Source organism: Streptomyces sp. NBC_00386 (assembly GCF_036063235.1).
In the GTDB taxonomy this organism is placed as follows: domain Bacteria; phylum Actinomycetota; class Actinomycetes; order Streptomycetales; family Streptomycetaceae; genus Streptomyces.
Map to the genome: position 1 here is coordinate 7,242,841 of NZ_CP107950.1, position 16,739 is coordinate 7,259,579.

At 70.3% G+C, this 16,739-nt stretch carries 16 protein-coding genes; 8 read left to right on the top strand and 8 right to left on the bottom strand.

The genetic code is table 11. The features are described from left to right. Positions 1-560 precede the first annotated feature (560 nt). Positions 561-2,423 carry a streptophobe family protein gene (locus tag OG780_RS31795; protein WP_328453978.1) on the bottom strand — a complete coding sequence of 621 codons (1,863 nt, stop codon included), beginning with the start codon at positions 2,421-2,423 and terminating at the stop codon, positions 561-563. Positions 2,424-2,661: 238 nt separating this feature from the next. On the opposite strand from OG780_RS31795, the gene OG780_RS31800 reads away from it, so the two are divergent. Beyond that, positions 2,662-5,145, top strand: coding sequence for an ABC transporter ATP-binding protein/permease (locus tag OG780_RS31800; protein ID WP_328453980.1), 2,484 nt, complete (start codon positions 2,662-2,664; stop codon positions 5,143-5,145). 82 nt (positions 5,146-5,227) lie between these two features. On the opposite strand, the gene OG780_RS31805 is transcribed toward OG780_RS31800, so the two are convergent. From OG780_RS31805 to OG780_RS31815, 3 genes are all read right to left on the bottom strand, one after another. Continuing rightward, entirely contained in the window at positions 5,228-5,998 is a 771-nt protein-coding gene (locus OG780_RS31805; RefSeq protein ID WP_328453982.1) for a transglycosylase SLT domain-containing protein, read from the bottom strand. A 291-nt stretch (positions 5,999-6,289) separates the two neighbouring features. Next, positions 6,290-7,414, bottom strand: a complete 1,125-nt coding sequence (locus OG780_RS31810) for an S-adenosylmethionine:tRNA ribosyltransferase-isomerase (RefSeq protein ID WP_328453984.1) — start codon at positions 7,412-7,414, stop codon at positions 6,290-6,292. Then, the gene (locus tag OG780_RS31815) at positions 7,411-8,106 is read right to left on the bottom strand and encodes an SDR family NAD(P)-dependent oxidoreductase (protein ID WP_326788608.1); all 696 of its coding nucleotides are present in this window, start codon (positions 8,104-8,106) and stop codon (positions 7,411-7,413) included. Before OG780_RS31815 ends, OG780_RS31810 begins: the two co-directional genes overlap by 4 nt. 184 nt (positions 8,107-8,290) lie before the next feature. Between OG780_RS31815 and OG780_RS31820 the strand changes: the two genes are divergently transcribed. From OG780_RS31820 to OG780_RS31835, 4 genes are all read left to right on the top strand, one after another. Beyond that, positions 8,291-9,457: a GAF domain-containing sensor histidine kinase gene (locus OG780_RS31820; RefSeq protein WP_328453986.1), complete on the top strand. Its 1,167-nt coding sequence runs from the start codon at positions 8,291-8,293 to the stop codon at positions 9,455-9,457. After that, positions 9,450-10,091, top strand: a complete 642-nt coding sequence (locus OG780_RS31825; RefSeq protein ID WP_328453988.1) for a response regulator transcription factor — start codon at positions 9,450-9,452, stop codon at positions 10,089-10,091. The genes OG780_RS31820 and OG780_RS31825 overlap by 8 nt, the downstream gene beginning before the upstream one ends. A gap of 145 nt (positions 10,092-10,236) precedes the next feature. Continuing rightward, positions 10,237-10,482, top strand: a complete 246-nt coding sequence (locus tag OG780_RS31830; protein WP_326788611.1) for a chaplin — start codon at positions 10,237-10,239, stop codon at positions 10,480-10,482. Between the two features lie 196 nt (positions 10,483-10,678). Next, a complete protein-coding gene (locus OG780_RS31835; protein WP_328453990.1) occupies positions 10,679-10,918 on the top strand; it encodes a chaplin in 240 nt (79 codons plus the stop codon). Positions 10,919-11,285: 367 nt separating this feature from the next. Here OG780_RS31835 and OG780_RS31840 read toward each other — a convergent pair whose 3' ends face one another. Continuing rightward, a complete protein-coding gene (locus OG780_RS31840; RefSeq protein WP_328453992.1) occupies positions 11,286-12,074 on the bottom strand; it encodes a hypothetical protein in 789 nt (262 codons plus the stop codon). A gap of 121 nt (positions 12,075-12,195) precedes the next feature. Between OG780_RS31840 and OG780_RS31845 the strand changes: the two genes are divergently transcribed. From OG780_RS31845 to OG780_RS31855, 3 genes are all read left to right on the top strand, one after another. After that, positions 12,196-12,987, top strand: a complete 792-nt coding sequence (locus tag OG780_RS31845; RefSeq protein ID WP_328453994.1) for an ABC transporter ATP-binding protein — start codon at positions 12,196-12,198, stop codon at positions 12,985-12,987. Between the two features lie 96 nt (positions 12,988-13,083). Further along, positions 13,084-13,518, top strand: coding sequence for an NfeD family protein (locus OG780_RS31850; protein WP_328453996.1), 435 nt, complete (start codon positions 13,084-13,086; stop codon positions 13,516-13,518). Positions 13,519-13,648: 130 nt separating this feature from the next. Beyond that, positions 13,649-14,608: an SPFH domain-containing protein gene (locus OG780_RS31855; protein ID WP_328453998.1), complete on the top strand. Its 960-nt coding sequence runs from the start codon at positions 13,649-13,651 to the stop codon at positions 14,606-14,608. A 75-nt stretch (positions 14,609-14,683) separates the two neighbouring features. Here the strand turns inward: OG780_RS31855 and OG780_RS31860 are convergent, their stop codons facing one another. From OG780_RS31860 to OG780_RS31870, 3 genes are all read right to left on the bottom strand, one after another. Next, positions 14,684-15,190 (bottom strand): HNH endonuclease, encoded by a 507-nt coding sequence (locus OG780_RS31860; protein WP_326788617.1) that lies wholly within the window; start codon positions 15,188-15,190, stop codon positions 14,684-14,686. A 145-nt stretch (positions 15,191-15,335) separates the two neighbouring features. Continuing rightward, on the bottom strand, positions 15,336-15,875 hold the full coding sequence (locus OG780_RS31865; RefSeq protein WP_328454001.1) for a YbhB/YbcL family Raf kinase inhibitor-like protein: 540 nt from the start codon (positions 15,873-15,875) through the stop codon (positions 15,336-15,338). Between the two features lie 38 nt (positions 15,876-15,913). After that, positions 15,914-16,699, bottom strand: coding sequence for a sporulation protein (locus OG780_RS31870; protein ID WP_328454003.1), 786 nt, complete (start codon positions 16,697-16,699; stop codon positions 15,914-15,916). Positions 16,700-16,739: the final 40 nt, after the last annotated feature.

Consider the following 16,739-nt stretch of genomic DNA (forward strand, 5'->3'; position numbering starts at 1 on the left):
CCACCGTATCCGGCACCCAGTGCCTCCCGCCCGCCCGGTCCGCCTAGCGGACACGGAACACTGGGTGACGCCCCGAGGACCCACGGGTGACGAACGTCCACCCGGCCGGCCCGGGGCCCTCCCTCACAGCACCCCCAGACCCTCCGGTCCGCCCCGCCCCCGGTCCCACGTGCCCCACAACCGTTTCCTCGCCCCCTCCGCCCCTACCCAACCCGTACCTGGGGCTCCGGCCCCAGACCCCGCTCCTCAAACGCCGGAGGGGCTGAAAAACACGCCTGTGAGGGCCGACCCTCAAGTCACCACACGCCCGCAGTGAACGGTCTAAACCGCCATGAACCCGCAGTCGGCAGCGCGCGGGAGGGGCCGTGCCGGTACATCACATGCCCGTCGCTTACGTCCGGATCGAGCAGCGGCTCCCAGAAATCTCACGTCTGATCCAACGGCGACGGGCGGATGTACCGGCACGGCCCCGACCCACCCACCGGAGCCGCACCGCACCCGCGAACGCCGGCGCAGTGAACCGGCACCGCACCCGCGAACGCCGGCGCAGCGAACCGTCCTCAACGCCGGGGCCGACGAGGAGGAGGCGGCCCCTCGCCCGGCGGCGGCGGAACAGGCGGGGGCGGGGGAGGCAGCGGCGGCGGCCCGTCCGGCCGCCGCTTCGACGACGGCCCGATCGGTCCCACCACGGTCGGCGCCCCGTACGCATCACCCGGTGCCCGGGAACGAGAACCCCTCGGAGCCGCCCTCCGGTCCTCCGGTTCCCGCAACTCGTCCGGAACCCTCAGGTAGGGATTGGTGTCAGGGTTGGGCGCCCGGTACGACCCCCGAGGCCGATACGGCCCGACCGTCCCATCGTCACCAGCACCAGCACCAGCACCAGCACCAAGTCCCTCGGACCCCGCAGCCTCCCAGGACCCTCCAGAAACCTCAGGCCCCCCTGGCCCCCCAGCCTCCCCGTCCCCCCGTGCCACCCCGGCAGCCAGGGCAGCCCCGGCGACCCTCCGCCCCGCGGCCCCGCTCGACCAAGCCAGCAACGCCCCCGCGCCCCCGGCCCCCGCCCCCCACAGCGCACCGAGCACCAACGCCGTCCCCAGGCGCCCGCGCAGCTCGATCCCCGCCCCGAACGCGTCGAACCCGAACACGGACAGGGAGGCGTCCACCGACACCTCCGTCAGCCAGGCGAGCAGCGGCAGTGCCAGCGCCGTCACGACCCCCAGCCGAAGTGCGCAGCGCCCGGTGAACCGCAGCGCACTGTCCCCCCGTCCATCCGGCCCCCTCGAAGCTCCCCCCGCCGCCGCACCGACCGCCCGTACGAATGGCGTACGCGCAGCCGTCAGGACGCCCGCGTACAGCATCATCAGAGCGACCGCGAGCGCCAACAGCCATACGCGCCCGTCGAGTTCGGCGAGCCGTCCGAGGGTGACGGGCCGGGACGCGTCGGCGGTGAGGAGCTTGTCGAGGGGGTCGGGCAACAGCTTGGCGAGCTCGCCGGTGGCTTTCCCGTCCCAGGGGACGAAGAGCCCGAGGGGGATGCCGAGCCACACGCCGTTGGGCGCGCCGAGCAGCGCGGCTCCCGCGATCCGCTTCGGGTGGTCGTCGCCGATCGCCGCGTACGCGGCCGCCGCGAGCCCGGCGAGGACGGCGACCAGCAGGACGCTGACGAGCGAGGAGGCGGCCGGCCGTACCGCGCGGTGCACGGCGTCCCAGCCGCGCGGCAAAGGGGTCTGCCGGGAGGCCAGCAGCGCGATCAGCAGCACCGCGGCGGCCCACGCGGCTCCGCCGAGCAGGGTCGGCACGGTGTCGACGGAGAACCCCACGGCCGCCTTGGCCTTCACGAGGTCGTCGATCCTGCCGGGCAGCAGTCCGCCGAGGTCCCCGAGACCGCCGGGGAGCTTGTCGGTGATGGAACCGAGCCCGCCGTCACCGCCCGCGGCCTTGCCGAGTCCGAGCTTGTCGCCGTCGATCGTGATGACGTCGTGACCGGCCCAGGCGAGCCCGCCCAGGGTCGCCACGAACAGGGCGACCACCGAGCCCGCCCGCGCCAGGAGCTCGGCCGGCGTGATGACAACTCCCGCCCCGCGCAAGGAGCGCAGGAAGAACCACGACAGCAGCAGGGCACCGACCAGCCCGACGCCGAGCGGCGTGATCTGTATGGCGGTGTGCGCCTGCGCTCCCTTCAGCCCGAAGGCCGAGACGTTGCCGGAGGGTGTCACCGTGCCGCCCGCTCCGAGCGCCACCATCGCGGCGGTCATGGGGCCGAGCGAGGCCGCCGCGTCCGCCCCGAGCAGGTGCAGACCGAGCGCGGCGGTGCCCGCCATCCCGATCAGCGCCCAGCTCACGGAGGCGACCGCCGACAACAGCACGTCCCCCCACGGCACACTCCTGACGCTTCCGCCGTGGTGCATGGTCCCGATGCTCATCGCCAGACCCCCCGATCAGCGCCGCGGTGATCCCGCGCATGTCCCCCTCGTGTGGGATTACCACTCTCCGGGCCGGTTTCAACCCCGTCAACGGATGCGGGCAACCCGCCCGTCACCGACGTTCACAAGGCCCGACTTTCGGTCAGGGGGCCTGAACTGAAATAGTTCCCCACGATGTTCGACATCCCTAGACTCCCTGCGATGGGGGAAACTCGGGGGACAACTCAGTGGGGCTGGAGTGCCGGAACTCGTACTGGAATTGAATGGACGGACCTGGACGCTCGACGCGTCCAGGCCTCACACCCTCGGACGTGATCCGCAGGGGGACATCGTGCTCGAGGACGCCAGGGTCTCCTGGCGCCACGCCACGATCAGCTGGAACGGCCGCAGTTGGGTCATCGACGACCACGGGAGCACCAACGGCACGTTCGTACAGGGGCAGCGGATCCATCAGTTGGAGATCGGTCCCGGATCGGCTGTGTTTCTCGGCAACGCGACCGACGGTCCGCGCCTGAGTGTGTCCGGTGCCGCGGCCCCGGTGGCGCAGCAGCCGTTCGCGGCGCAGGGCGCCGGCCCCGGCTGGGCTCAGCAGCCGACGCCGCAGGCGTCGACGCCTCCGCAGAACGCGCAGCAGGCGGGAGGCATTCCGCAGCAGCAGGGACCCGGCGGTGGCGCGGGGGCACCGCCGGTCTACGGCGACCGCAGCCCGACGACCTTCCACCAGTTCTCGCTGGGCCGGGTGATGCGCATCGGTCGTGCGCTGGAGAACGAACTGGTGGTCTCCGACCTCCAGGTCTCCCGCAATCACGCCGAGTTCCACGCGACGCCGGACGGCCGCTTCGAGATCCGTGATCTCGGCTCGCACAACGGCACGTACGTCAACGGTATGCCGATCGCCAAGGGCGGCTCCGCGCTGCTCGGCCCGAACGACATCGTCGGCGTCGGCCACTCGACGTTCCGGCTGGTCGGCGACCGGCTCGAGGAGTTCGTCGACACCGGTGAGGTCTCCTTCTCGGCCCGCCACCTGACGGTCACCGTCGACGGCGGCAAGCAGATCCTCAAGGACGTCTCCTTCGGCGTACCCGAGAAGTCGCTCGTCGCGGTCATCGGCCCCTCGGGTTCCGGCAAGTCGACGCTCCTGAAGGCGCTCACGGGCTACCGCCCCGCCAACCAGGGCGACGTCCTCTACGACAACCGGAACCTGTACAAGCAGTTCGCCGAGCTGCGCCAGCGCATCGGTCTGGTCCCGCAGGACGACATCCTGCACAAGGAACTGACCGTCAAGAAGGCCCTCAAGTACGCGGCCAAGCTGCGCTTCCCCGCCGACACCACGGGCGAGGAGCGCGATGCGCGCATAGACGAGGTGCTGCGCGAGCTGAAGCTGGACGTCCACAAGGAGAAGAAGGTCACCTCGCTCTCAGGTGGCCAGCGCAAGCGTGTCTCGGTGGCTCTGGAGCTGCTCACCAAGCCGTCGCTGATCTTCCTGGACGAGCCGACCTCCGGTCTCGACCCGGGCATGGACCGCGATGTCATGCAGCTGCTGCGCGGCCTCGCCGACGACGGCCGTACGGTCCTCGTCGTCACGCACTCGGTGGCGGAGCTCGCTATCTGCGACAAGCTCCTCGTGATGGCGCCCGGCGGCTCCGTCGCCTACTTCGGTCCGCCGGAGGAGGCGCTGAACTTCTTCGGCTACGAGACCTGGGCCGATGTGTTCTCCGCGTTCGAGAACTACCGCGACTACGACTGGGCGGGCCGATGGAAGGGCTCGCAGCACTACCAGATGTACGCGGCGGACATCGACGCGGTGGCTCCGCAGTCGACGCAGATGCCGTCCGCGCAGGCGATGAAGCCGCCGAAGCCGCAGAGCTGGGGCTCCCAGCTGATGACGCTGATGCGCCGCTATGTCTCGGTGATCGTGTCGGACAAGGGCTTCCTCGCGCTGACGGTGATCCTGCCCGCTGTCCTGGGCTCGGTCAGCCTGCTCATCGACAACGGCAAGACGCTGCTGGTCAACGACAAGATCCTGCCGTCGGGCGCCCATGTCGCGAACGGCACCGCCACGACGGTGCTGCTGATCCTCGCGGTCGGGGCGTGTTTCGCGGGCGCCGCCAACTCGGTCCGTGAGCTGATCAAGGAACGGGTGATCTACGAGCGGGAGCGCGCGACGGGTCTGTCGCGTTCGGCGTACCTGATGTCCAAGGTGATCGTCCTCGGTGTGATCACCATGCTGCAGGGCGCGCTGGTCGGCGCCATCGGCTTCGGCAGCCGCGAGGTCCCGTCCGAGGGTCTGATCCTCAAGAGCCTGCCCAAGGTCGAGCTCACGCTGCCGATCATGGCTCTGGGCTTCGTGTCGATGATGTTCGGCCTGATCATCTCCTCGCTGGTGAAGACCGCGGAGAAGACCATGCCGCTGCTGGTCATGTTCGCGATCGTCCAGGTGGTCTTCACCGGCTGTCTGTTCATCCTGAACGGCACGGTGGGCGTCAACCAGTTCTCGTACCTGATGCCGGCCCGCTGGGCGGTGGCCGCGTCCGGGGCCACGCTGGACCTGAACAACATCTTCCCGAACCAGGACGACCCGACGAGCACGGACCCGTTGTGGGACCACACGGCCGGAGCCTGGACCGTGGACATGATCGCGCTGATCGTCCTCGGTGTCGCCTGCGGCTTCTTCGTGGCCCGCTTCCTGCGCCGCCACGAGCCCGAGGTCATGCGCAAGTAGAGGCCCGGGAACGACGCGAGGGCGGCACCCCTGATCGGGGTGCCGCCCTTCGGCGTCTGTGTGGGAACTCCGCGCTGAGTCCTCAGTACGCGCTGTTCACGTTGTCCATGGAACCGTACTTGTCGGCCGCGTAGTTGGCGGCGGCGGTGATGTTGGCGACCGGGTTGTAGATGTCCCACGAGGTGCCTTCCACGTGGTACGCCTTGAACGTCGGCGGGATGACCTGGAGCAGACCCTTCGACGGGATGCCGTTGATGGCGTTGATGTCCCAGTCGTTGATGGCCATCGGGTTGCCCGAGGACTCACGCATGATGTTCTTGTGCAGCCCGTGGTACGAGCCGGGGATGCCCTTCGCCTTCATGATGTCGAGGGACTCGCGGATCCAGCCGTCGAGGTTGTTGGCGTACGTCTTCGCGGAGACCGTCTGCATCTTGATGCGCTGCGTGGAGCGGCTCGCGGCGGCGGCCTTCTTCCTCGCGTCGGCCTGGGCGGCGGCCTTCTTCTTCGCGGCGGCCTGGGCGGCGGCCTTCTTCTTGGCGGCCGCCGCCTGGGCGGCCTTCTTCTTCGCCGCGGCCGCGGAGTCCGCCGCCTTGTGCTTGGCCTCGATGGTCTTGGCCTTCAGATCGGCGGCGCTCGTGCCGGCCACGTCGGACTCGACGCCCTTGATCTGCTTTCCGCTGTAGGCGACGGGCGCCGTGGAGGCGGCGGCGGCGTCCGTGGTGGTGTGGGAGCCGCCCGGCGCCAGGGAGAACGCGAGGGTGGCGGCACCGAGGGTGGCCACACCGGCGACCGAGTACTTGTGGAGCTTCGTCAGCTTCGGACTACGACCACGAGCGGCAATGTTCTTGAGCATGACTGACAGACCTCTTCGAATAGCGCGGAGGTCGCTCTTCGTCCCGGTTGGGGACTGTGTTTCCGGAACAAACGCCCCGGGGGAGAACCCGAGGCGCTGAGCGACATGAGCAATTCTTAGCGGTCGCAAAATGCCCTGGCAAAGCTGTGACCTACGAAGCTGGGTAGTGGACGCAGATGGGACAAATTGGGGCAGACTGGCATGTCTTCCCTGTTCACCTTGTCCCTTTTATCTCCTATGCACCTTCGTACGTGACGTGGACCCTATGCGCGGGCTCACAGGGGACCACGATCATTCTGACGTGGAGTTGCGAGAGTAACGCTCAGAGTGAGGCCTCTCGGGGAGGATGAGGTGCACGTCGCCGAACTCGTGCCAGAGGTAGCGCCCGCGCAGCGCCTCCTCGTACGCACGCTCGACCGCCGCCCCTCCCGCGATCGCCTCCAGCATCAGCAGATGCGAGGCCTCCGGCTCGTGCAGCCCGGTCAGCAGCCCGTCGACGGCCCGCACGCCGCGCTCCGGAGTCACCACGAGACCGGTCCACCCCTTCGCCGCCCGGACCAGCCCGTCCTCACCGGTCGCGGACTCCACGGCCCGCACCGCCGTCGTACCGACCGCGATGATCCGGCCTCCGCCGGCCCGCGCGGCGTTGATCAGCCGGGCCGACACCGCCGGAACCTCGTACCGCTCCGGATACGGAGGCTCGTGCGACTCCGCCGAGGCGACCCCCGTGTGCAGGGTGACCGGCGCGAACTGCACCCCCCGGCTCACCAGCTCCGCCACCAGACGCGAAGTGAAGGGGCGCGCCGCGCTCGGCATCTCCGCGCTTCCCGCCCCGTCGTCCGACGGCAGCGCGAAAACCGTCTGGTACACGGACAGCGGCTGGTCCCGGTCCGTGTAGGAGTAGCGGATGGGCCGCCCGTACCGCCGCAGCAGCCCCAGCACGTCCGCGTCCGGCACCCGCCCCCACCACAGCCGCTGCCCCCGCGGGGTCAGCGGCTCCTCCAGGACGAGGCGAGCGTCCCCCGGCAGGCACACCACTGTCCCCCCGGGGCCGCCCGCACGCGCGCGCGTGGTTCCCCGGCTGTCGGGATCCCGCAGTTCGACCGCCCACCGCCCGTCGTCGCCGCGCGTGGAGAAGTGCACCACCACGCGCGCGTGCCCGATCCGCCCGTCCACGGCCGCCGCCAGAGTGGCCGAGGTGTTGACGATCAGCAGGTCCCCGGCCCTCAGCCGCCCGGGCAGCTCCACGAACGCGTGATGCGACACCTCGGTACCGCGTGACACCAGCAGCCGTACGGAATCCCGGTCGAGGCCGGGACCGCGCTGCTCCGCCGGCACCCGCGCCGACAACTCCTCCGGAACGCTTCCCCACGCCCGGCCGCGCCCGGCCCGAGAGGCCCCCGTCGCCGTCGTCACCGCTCCTCCAGCAGATCCGAAGCCGTGTAGCGCCCGCTGGCAGGCCGCTCGTCGAGCAGACGCAGGAAGGCCGGAACCGCGCTGGTCGGCGCCGGCCGCGGACCGTCGTCGTCCGGTACGGCCGCCGCGTAGAGGTCCGTCTCCATGTCCCCCGGATCCACAGCCCACACCCGCAGGCCGGGCTCCTCCTCACCGAGCACCGCCGAGAGATGGTCCAGCGCCGCCTTCGAGGCCCCGTAGCCGCCCCATGTCTCGTACGCCTGGACCGCGGCGTCCGAGCTGACGCCGACGACCGCGCCCGCTCCGGCCGCCCTCAGCAGCGGCAGCGCCTCCTGGACCAGACCCAGCACGGCCACCACATTGACCTCCAGAGCCCGCCGCAGCCCCTCGGGATCCAGCTCCTCCAGGCGCACCAGCGGCTCCGCGCCCAGCGCGCTCGCGTTGTTGACGAGCAGGTCGACACCGCCCAGCTTCCGGGCCGAGGCCACCAGGTCGGCGCGGTGACCGGCGTCCGTCACGTCCCCCGGGAGGGCCTCCACCCGCGTCCCGTACGCGCGGAGCGCCTCCGCGGTCTCCTCCAGCACCCCGGCCGTCCTGGCGTCGAGCACCAGATCCCAGCCGCGCTCGGCCAGAGCCGCTCCGAGCGCCCTCCCCAGCCCCTTCGAGGCCCCTGTGATGATCGCTACCGGCATGACATCCGTCCCCTCGCTCAGCCCGCCTTCCCGGCGGGTGTCCTCACGGTAGGAACGCGGCCCGCCCGGGCGCCTCGTGCGCGGGCCGCAATGATCAGGGTCCCTTCGTCCTAGGCCCAATGGCCCGGAGGACGAGGCCACCGGGCCGATACGCGGTGTCACACCCCGCCGGTAGTTTGGGGTCATGAGTCATGGACCCCGGTCGGGCCTGTACGCGGTGAGCTCCGCGTTGCTGGCCATGAGCAGGCATCTCGAAGTGCGCGACGTCCTCAAGACGATCGTCGCTTCGGCGCGCGAACTGCTCGACGCGCAGTACGCGGCGCTGGGCGTGCCCGACGATCACGGAGGCTTCGCCCAGTTCGTCGTCGACGGGGTCAGCGACGCGCAGTGGAAAGCCATCGGACCGCTCCCGCGCCAGCACGGCATCCTCGCCGCGATGCTGCGCGAGGCCCGCCCCGAGCGCCTGGCCGACGTGCGCAAGGACCCCCGCTTCGAGGGCTGGCCCGCGGCCCACCCCGACATGTCCGATTTCCTGGGCCTGCCCATCCGCGACGGCGACGAGATCATCGGCGCACTCTTCCTCGCGAACAAGGTGCGGCCCGAGGGGGAGCCGCCGTGTCCCCGGCCGGACGGCCGCTGCGGCTTCACCGAGGACGACGAGGAACTCCTCACCATCCTCGCCCAGCACGCGGCGATCGCCCTGACCAACGCCCGGCTCTACGAACGCAGCCGCGAACTCACCATCGCCGAGGAGCGCTCCCGGCTCGCGCACGAACTGCACGACGCCGTCAGCCAGAAGCTGTTCTCCCTGCGCCTGACCGCGCAGGCCGCCGCCACCCTCGTCGACCGCGACCCCTCCCGCGCCAAGGGCGAACTCCAGCACGTGGCCGCGCTCGCCGCGGAGGCCACCGAAGAACTGCGCGCCGCCGTCGTCGAGTTGCGCCCCGCGGCCCTCGACGAGGACGGGCTCGTCGCCACCCTGCGCACCCAGATCCAGGTCCTCGACCGCGCCCACTCCGCGCGCGTGACCTTCTCCAGCCACGGTGTACGAGCACTGCCCGCCTCCCAGGAGGAGGCCGTGCTGAGGGTCTCCCAGGAGGCCCTGCACAACGCGCTGCGGCACTCCGGCGCCGCCCGCGTCGACGTCACCCTGGACCGGCGCGGCCCCGGCGCCGTGCTGCACGTCCGCGACGACGGCAGCGGCTTCGACCCCACCGCGATACGCAGCGCCGGCCGCCATCTCGGCCTGGTGTCCATGCGGGACCGGGCGAGCGGGGTCGGCGGCACACTCACCGTGGAATCGGCGCCCGGGAAGGGCACCGTGATCGAGATGGAGGTCCCTGGTGGCTGACGCAATCAAGGTGCTGCTCGTCGACGACCACCAGGTCGTCCGCCGGGGACTGCGCACCTTCCTGGAAGTCCAGGACGACATCGAGGTCGTCGGGGAGGCGTCCGACGGAGCCGACGGCGTCGCCCGCGCCGAGGAGTTGAAACCGGACATCGTGCTCATGGACGTCAAGATGCCGGGGATGGACGGCATCGACGCGCTGCGCAAGCTCCGCGAACTCGCCAACCCCGCGCGCGTGCTGATCGTCACCAGTTTCACCGAGCAGCGCACGGTGGTGCCGGCCCTGCGCGCGGGCGCCGCCGGGTATGTGTACAAGGACGTCGACCCGGACGCGCTGGCCGGGGCCATCCGCTCGGTCCACGCGGGACACGTCGTCCTGCAATCCGAGGTCGCGAGCGCCCTGCTGTCCCAGGAAGAGGTCAACTCGGGTCAGGGGAGAGGTGTTTCGCTCACCGAACGGGAGCGGGAGGTGCTCGGTCTGATCGCGGACGGCCGCTCCAACCGGGAGATCGCCCGCGCCCTCGTCCTCTCCGAGAAGACGGTGAAGACCCACGTCTCGAACATCCTGATGAAACTCGACCTCGCCGACCGCACCCAGGCCGCGCTCTGGGCGGTGCGGCACGGAATCACGGACTGATCGTCAATTCGGAGGGTTTCGCTCCGGGATGAGATTCATACCGTCGTGTGTATGTCACCCGGATGGCGCATCCTCCGTGGGGTCCGGCCGTTCTCCAGTGCGTCGCGGCGGTCCGCCGCGGTGTTCGCGAGGAGGGGTTTCGCAAGTGAAGAACCTGAAGAAGTTCACGGCTGTCGCGATGGTGGCCGGCGGTCTGGTCGCCGCCGGTGCGGGCATGGCCTCGGCGGCGGACGGCGCGTCGGCGGGCGGCAAAGCCGTGGGCTCCCCGGGCGTCGTCTCCGGCAACCTCGTCCAGGCCCCGGTCGACGTCCCGGTGAACGTGGTCGGCAACAGCGTGAACGTCATCGGCGCCCTGAACCCGGCTTTCGGCAACCTCGGCCTCAACCGCTGAGGTTCCCCGTCGAGGCGACCACGACCACCGGCCTTCCAGGGACTCCCTGGGGGCCGGTCGGCTTGTCCGCTCATCCGCGGACTGAACCGGACGGGGCAATCGGCAGGCCTTCCCGTGCCGTCCCCGGCTCTCCGGCGTTGCTCAGCGTACGACCCGCGACAGGGTCGGAGCCGTGAACGCAGGAGGAACGCTTCCCATGAACATCGCCAAGAAGGCCGCCCTGGCCGTCACCGTCGTCGGTATCGCCGTGGGTGCCGGTGCCGGTGCCGCTGTCGCCGACTCGGGTGCCGAGGGCGCGGCCGCGCACTCGCCGGGCGCCGTCTCGGGCAACGTCGCCCAGATCCCCGTCCACGTCCCCGTCAACGTCGTGGGCGACTCCGTGAACGTCGTCGGCCTCCTGAACCCGACGTTCGGCAACGCGGGCGTCAACGGCTGAGACACCCCGTCCGGAAGGGCCCCACGAACGGAAACGTTTCGTGGGGCCCTTCGGCATGTGGTCCCCGGCACCCCGCACCCTGGAGCACGCCCCACCCGCTCCACCCGCACACAAGCTCCCCGGCGCGGGAGTTCGCGGGGCGCCCCCACTGTCCGGCGCGCTCCGGCACGCGAGCGCCCCGCCTGGAGCACGCACGGCACTCGAAGCACCCGGCACGCGCGCCGCGCAAGGTGTGCGTGCCGGGCTCCCGCGCTCCGATGACGGTCCGCAGGCCGCGCACGGCAAGGAAGCCACCGTGCCCGGCCCGGCGCCCAGCGCTCAGCCGTGCCCGGCGCAGCGCCATGTCCGGCCCCGCGCCGCCCCGTGCTCAGCCCACCCCGCGTTCGCGTTCCTCCACGAAGGCGTTGTACGCGGCCACCTGCGCCCGCCGGGCCGTCCGTTCCACCGGTCGCAGCGCCTCGGCCCGCGCGGCCATCTCCGACGCGCTCACCGCGCCGCCGTGCCCGCTCTCGTGCGCCACGGAGATCAGCGCCCCGACCCGCTGAGCCAGTTCCAGCACCCGTACCGCACGCGGCGGGTACCCGGGGGCCAGCACCTCGCGCCCCCGCTCCGCCCGCGCCCGGAACGCGTCGATCGCCGCCGCCGCGACCGGCCCCGAGCCGGCCACGTCCAGCCGTGACAGCGCCTCCGTCGCCTCGCGGAGCGCCTCCGCCAGCTCCCGCTCGGCCTCCCCGAGCGAGGGCACGTCGGCGGGCGGCGCCTCGCGTACGGCGAGGCAGCGCCAGACGACCTCGACATGCACATCGCCGGCGGGCCCGGCCTCGTACACCTCGGGCACGAGCCCCAGCGCCGCGCCGTGGCAGACCACGGCCTCCTCGGCGTCGAGGGCGCGCGCGTTGAACTCGGGCGGTCCGCTGAGCCCGAGCGGATGCCCCGGCGCGGGCAGCGCGACCCGCAGTCCGGTCACCCCGAGCGTGCGCAGCCGGCCGAGGGCGAGCGTGAGCCCGACGGGCGCCGACTCGTCGGGCAACCCCTCGACCCGGTGCACCGCGTCGTCCCCGACGATGGCGAGCATGGCGTCGTCCGGAGAAACAAGTCCGGCCAATAGGGCGTTTCCCCATGCCGTCAGCTGTCCTGAGCGTGGTTCCGAGAGCATGCCCCCACCCTAAGGACCGGCCGATGGGTCGGGGTGGCCGACCGGTGGCGTAGGTTTTCCCTGGGGGCTTCGTCCACAGACGTAAGCGACGGCCGAGACTGCAATGGGAGACAACGCGCTCATGAGCGATGTACTGGAGCTGGTGGACGTATCCGTGGTCCGCGAGGGCCGGGCTCTGGTGGACCAGGTCTCCTGGTCGGTCAAGGAGGGGGAGCGCTGGGTCATCCTCGGCCCCAACGGCGCCGGGAAGACGACCCTCCTGAACGTCGCCTCCAGCTACCTCTTCCCCAGTGCGGGCACTGCGACCATCCTCGGTGAGACCCTCGGCAAGGTCGACGTCTTCGACCTGCGTCCGCGCATCGGCATCGCCGGTATCGCGATGGCCGAGAAGCTCCCCAAGCGCCAGACGGTCCTCCAGACCGTCCTCACCGCCGCGTACGGCATGACCGCCGGCTGGCACGAGGACTACGAGGACATCGACGAGCAGCGCGCCCGTGCCTTCCTCGACCGCCTCGGCATGAGCGACTACCTGGAGCGCAGGTTCGGCACCCTCTCCGAGGGCGAGCGCAAGCGCACCCTGATCGCCCGCGCCCTGATGACCGACCCCGAGCTGCTGCTCCTCGACGAGCCCGCGGCCGGCCTCGACCTCGGTGGCCGTGAGGACCTCGTGCGCCGCCTCGGCCGGCTCGCCCGCGACCCGATCGCCCCCTCCATGATCATGGTCACGCACCACGTCGAGGAGATCGCCCCGGGCTTCACCCACGTCCTGATGATCCGTCAGGGCAAGGTGCTCGCCGCGGGCCCGCTGGAGCTCGAACTCACCTCGCGCAACCTCTCCCTCTGCTTCGGCCTTCCCCTCGTCGTCGAGCAGGTCGGCGAGCGCTGGACCGCGCAGGGCCTGCCGATGGCCTGAAACCGTCACCACACGCGGACGCACCCCCGTCACCCGGCGTACCCGACTTGATCGCGCGCTCTGTCCGCCGGGGGAGCGCGGTCCTACCATGACCACGTGAACGACATCAACGCATGGGTGTGGTGGCTGGTCGGGGCGGCCGGACTCGGCATCCCGCTCGTGGTGACCGCGATGCCGGAGTTCGGCATGCTCTCCGTGGGTGCCGTCGCCGCGGCGGTCGCCGCAGGTCTCGGCGGCGGTGTCGTCATCCAGGTACTCGTCTTCGTCGCCGTGTCGGTCGCGCTCATCGCCGTCGTACGCCCCATCGCGGCCAGGCACCGTGCCCAGCGCCCCGAACTCGCGACCGGGATCGAGGCGTTGAAGGGCAGGCAGGCCATCGTCCTGGAACGCGTGGACAGTTCGGGCGCCGGCCGCATCAAGCTCGGCGGGGAGATCTGGTCCGCGCGCGCCCTCGACGGCGCACTGGCCTACGAGGTGGGCCAGGAAGTGGATGTCGTGGACATCGACGGAGCCACGGCCATCGTCATGTGACCTCGTACAACGCAAGTGAACCGAACGCCCCACGTGGCAGACGACGTTCTGTCAGACTCGTCCAGCAAGATCTTCAACACCCATAAGATCTTTCGGAATTGCCGAGTGGAGAAGGGTACGGGGAGCATCGATGGAACCGATCATCATCGTCCTGATCATTCTGGTGGTGCTGGTCTTCATCGCCCTGATCAAGACCATCCAGGTCATCCCGCAGGCCAGCGCCGCCATCGTCGAGCGTTTCGGCCGCTACACGCGGACGCTGAACGCAGGCCTCAACATCGTCGTCCCGTTCATAGACTCGATCCGCAACCGCATCGACCTGCGCGAACAGGTCGTGCCGTTCCCGCCGCAGCCGGTGATCACCCAGGACAACCTGGTCGTCAACATCGACACCGTCATCTACTACCAGGTCACCGACGCGCGAGCCGCGACGTACGAGGTCGCCAGCTACATCCAGGCGATCGAGCAGCTCACCGTCACCACCCTGCGCAACATCATCGGCGGCATGGACCTGGAGCGGACCCTCACCTCCCGCGAGGAGATCAACGCGGCCCTGCGCGGCGTCCTCGACGAGGCCACCGGCAAGTGGGGCATCCGCGTCAACCGCGTCGAGCTGAAGGCGATCGAACCGCCCACCTCCATCCAGGACTCGATGGAGAAGCAGATGCGCGCCGACCGTGACAAGCGCGCCGCGATCCTCACCGCGGAAGGCATCCGCCAGTCCCAGATCCTCACCGCGGAAGGCGAGAAGCAGTCCGCGATCCTGCGTGCCGAAGGTGAGGCCAAGGCCGCGGCCCTGCGCGCCGAGGGCGAGGCCCAGGCCGTTCGCACGGTCTTCGAGGCCATCCACGCCGGAGACCCGGACCAGAAGCTCCTCTCCTACCAGTACCTCCAGATGCTCCCGAAGATCGCCGAGGGCGACGCCAACAAGCTCTGGATCGTGCCCAGCGAGATCGGCGACGCCCTCAAGGGCCTCAGCGGTGCCATGGGTAACTTCGGCAACCTGGGCGGGGGTTCGGGCAACCGGGGTTCTTCCAGGGACTCCGGCGACGGCAACGAGCGCCGCGAGAAACCGTCCATCACGGACTGATGCCGTAGGACGATGCACTATGACGATGGGGCCCACCTCCCGCGGGAGGTGGGCCCCATCGTCATGTCGTACGGGTTACGCGGCCGGCTGGGCCAGCCACTCCGGCAGCGCGTCGAAGTCGTCCTGACCGAGCGCCAGCAGCATGGCGTCCGCGGGCGTCGGCTCGAACGGCTGCCGCAGCAAGGGCATCTGGGCCTGCTCCGGGGTACGGTCGGCCTTGCGGTGATTGTCCTCGGCACACGAGGCCACGGTGTTCAGCCAGGAGTCCTGACCGCCCTGAGCCCGCGGCACGACGTGGTCCACGGTCGTGGCCCGGCGCCCGCAGTAGGCGCACCGGTGCCGGTCGCGTACCAGCACACCCCGCCTCGACCACGGCGCTTGTCTTCGGAACGGCACCCGGACGTAGCGGCAGAGCCTGATCACCCGGGGCACGGGTATGTCCAGCGCGGCACCGCGCATGCGCAGTTCGGGGTGAGCCTGCTCGACGACGGCCTTGTCCGTCAGCACCAGAACGACGGCTCGGTTCAACGTCACCGTCGACAACGGCTCAAAGCTCGCGTTCAGTACCAGCGTGTCCCGCATCCAGCCCACCTCCTATTGCGCACCGGCCCACCTGCGGCGGGCTGGGATCAACTCTGGCCGGGCACGCCGAGATGGACAACGCAATAAAAAAGTGCCCGCCCCTGATCAATTCCATGACCAGAGGCGGGCAAACGTTCGGCGAACGTCAGTCTGCGGCGGGAGCGGCGTACTCACCGATCAACTGGGCGCGCGCCAGCGTGTGGAACCGCAGATTGAAGCCCACCACGGCGGGGGACACGTCCGCGTCGGGACCGAGCTTCTCCTGATCCACGGCGTACACCGTGAAGACGTACCGGTGCGCGGGGTCCCCGGCCGGCGGCGCGGCGCCGCCGAAGTCCCGGGACCCGTAGTCGTTGCGCACCTGGACGGCACCGTCGGGCAGACCCTCGAACTTGCCGCTGCCCGCGCCCGTGGGCAGCTCCGTCACCGAGGCCGGGACGTCGAACAGCACCCAGTGCCAGAATCCGCTCCCCGTCGGGGCGTCCGGATCGAAGCACGTCACGGCGAAGCTCTTGGTCTCCGGCGGAAAGCCCTCCCAGCTCAGCTGCGGCGAGGTGTTCCCGGCCGCGTGGACCTGCGCGTCCTTCAGCACCGCGCCCGGCTCGACATCCTCGCTGGCGACCGTGAACGCCGGCACCGGCGGATGGAAGTCGTGCGGGAGCGGCGGCCTCTTGAGCTCGGTCACGTCAGTACCTCCTGAACGGCGGATTCCGTACTGCGAGCCTAGAACCAGCTGCGCTTGCTGCCGACCTCCGACAGCCACTGGTTCAGGTATCCGGCCCAGTCCGTGCCCTGGAAGTCGTGCAGTCCCACCTGGAAGGAACGGAACGAGTCGCTGCCCTCACTGAAGAGGCCCGGCTTCTTGTCCATCTCCAGGATGACGTCCATCGCACGGTCGTCCGCGACGAAGCTCAGCTCCACCTGGTTCAGTCCGCGGTACTGCGACGGCGGGTAGAACTCGATCTCCTGGTAGAACGGCAGCCGCTGACGGGTGTTGCGGATGTGGCCCTTCTCCATGTCCGCGTTCTTGAAGCGGAAGCCGAGCTGGATGAAGGCGTCGAGAATCGCCTTCTGCGCCGGCAGCGGGTGCACGTTGACCGGGTCGAGGTCACCCGGGTCGATGGCGCGGGCGATCTGCAGCTCGGTGGTGACACCGATGTTCATCCCGCGCAGGCTCTGCCCGTCGATCATGGTGATCGGCGTCTCCCACGGGATCTCCAGACCGAACGGGACCGTGTGCACGGCGCCGGCCTGGAGCTGGAAGGCCCCGCCGAGCCGCAGCTTCGTGAACTCGATGTTCTGCTTGTACTCCTGGTCGTCGTGGCCCTCGACCTCGACCTTGGCCTGCAGGCCGACCGACAGACCCTCGATCGACTGGTCGACCGAACCACCCTGGATCCGCACCTCACCCTGGACGACGCCGCCCGGAACGGTGTTGGCCTCGGTCAGCACCGTCTCGACCGAAGCCCCACCGGCCCCCAAGCTCGCAAGCAGCCGCTTGAACCCCATGTCGTCACTTCCTCCCCAGGCAATGCCTGTTCGTTCTCTG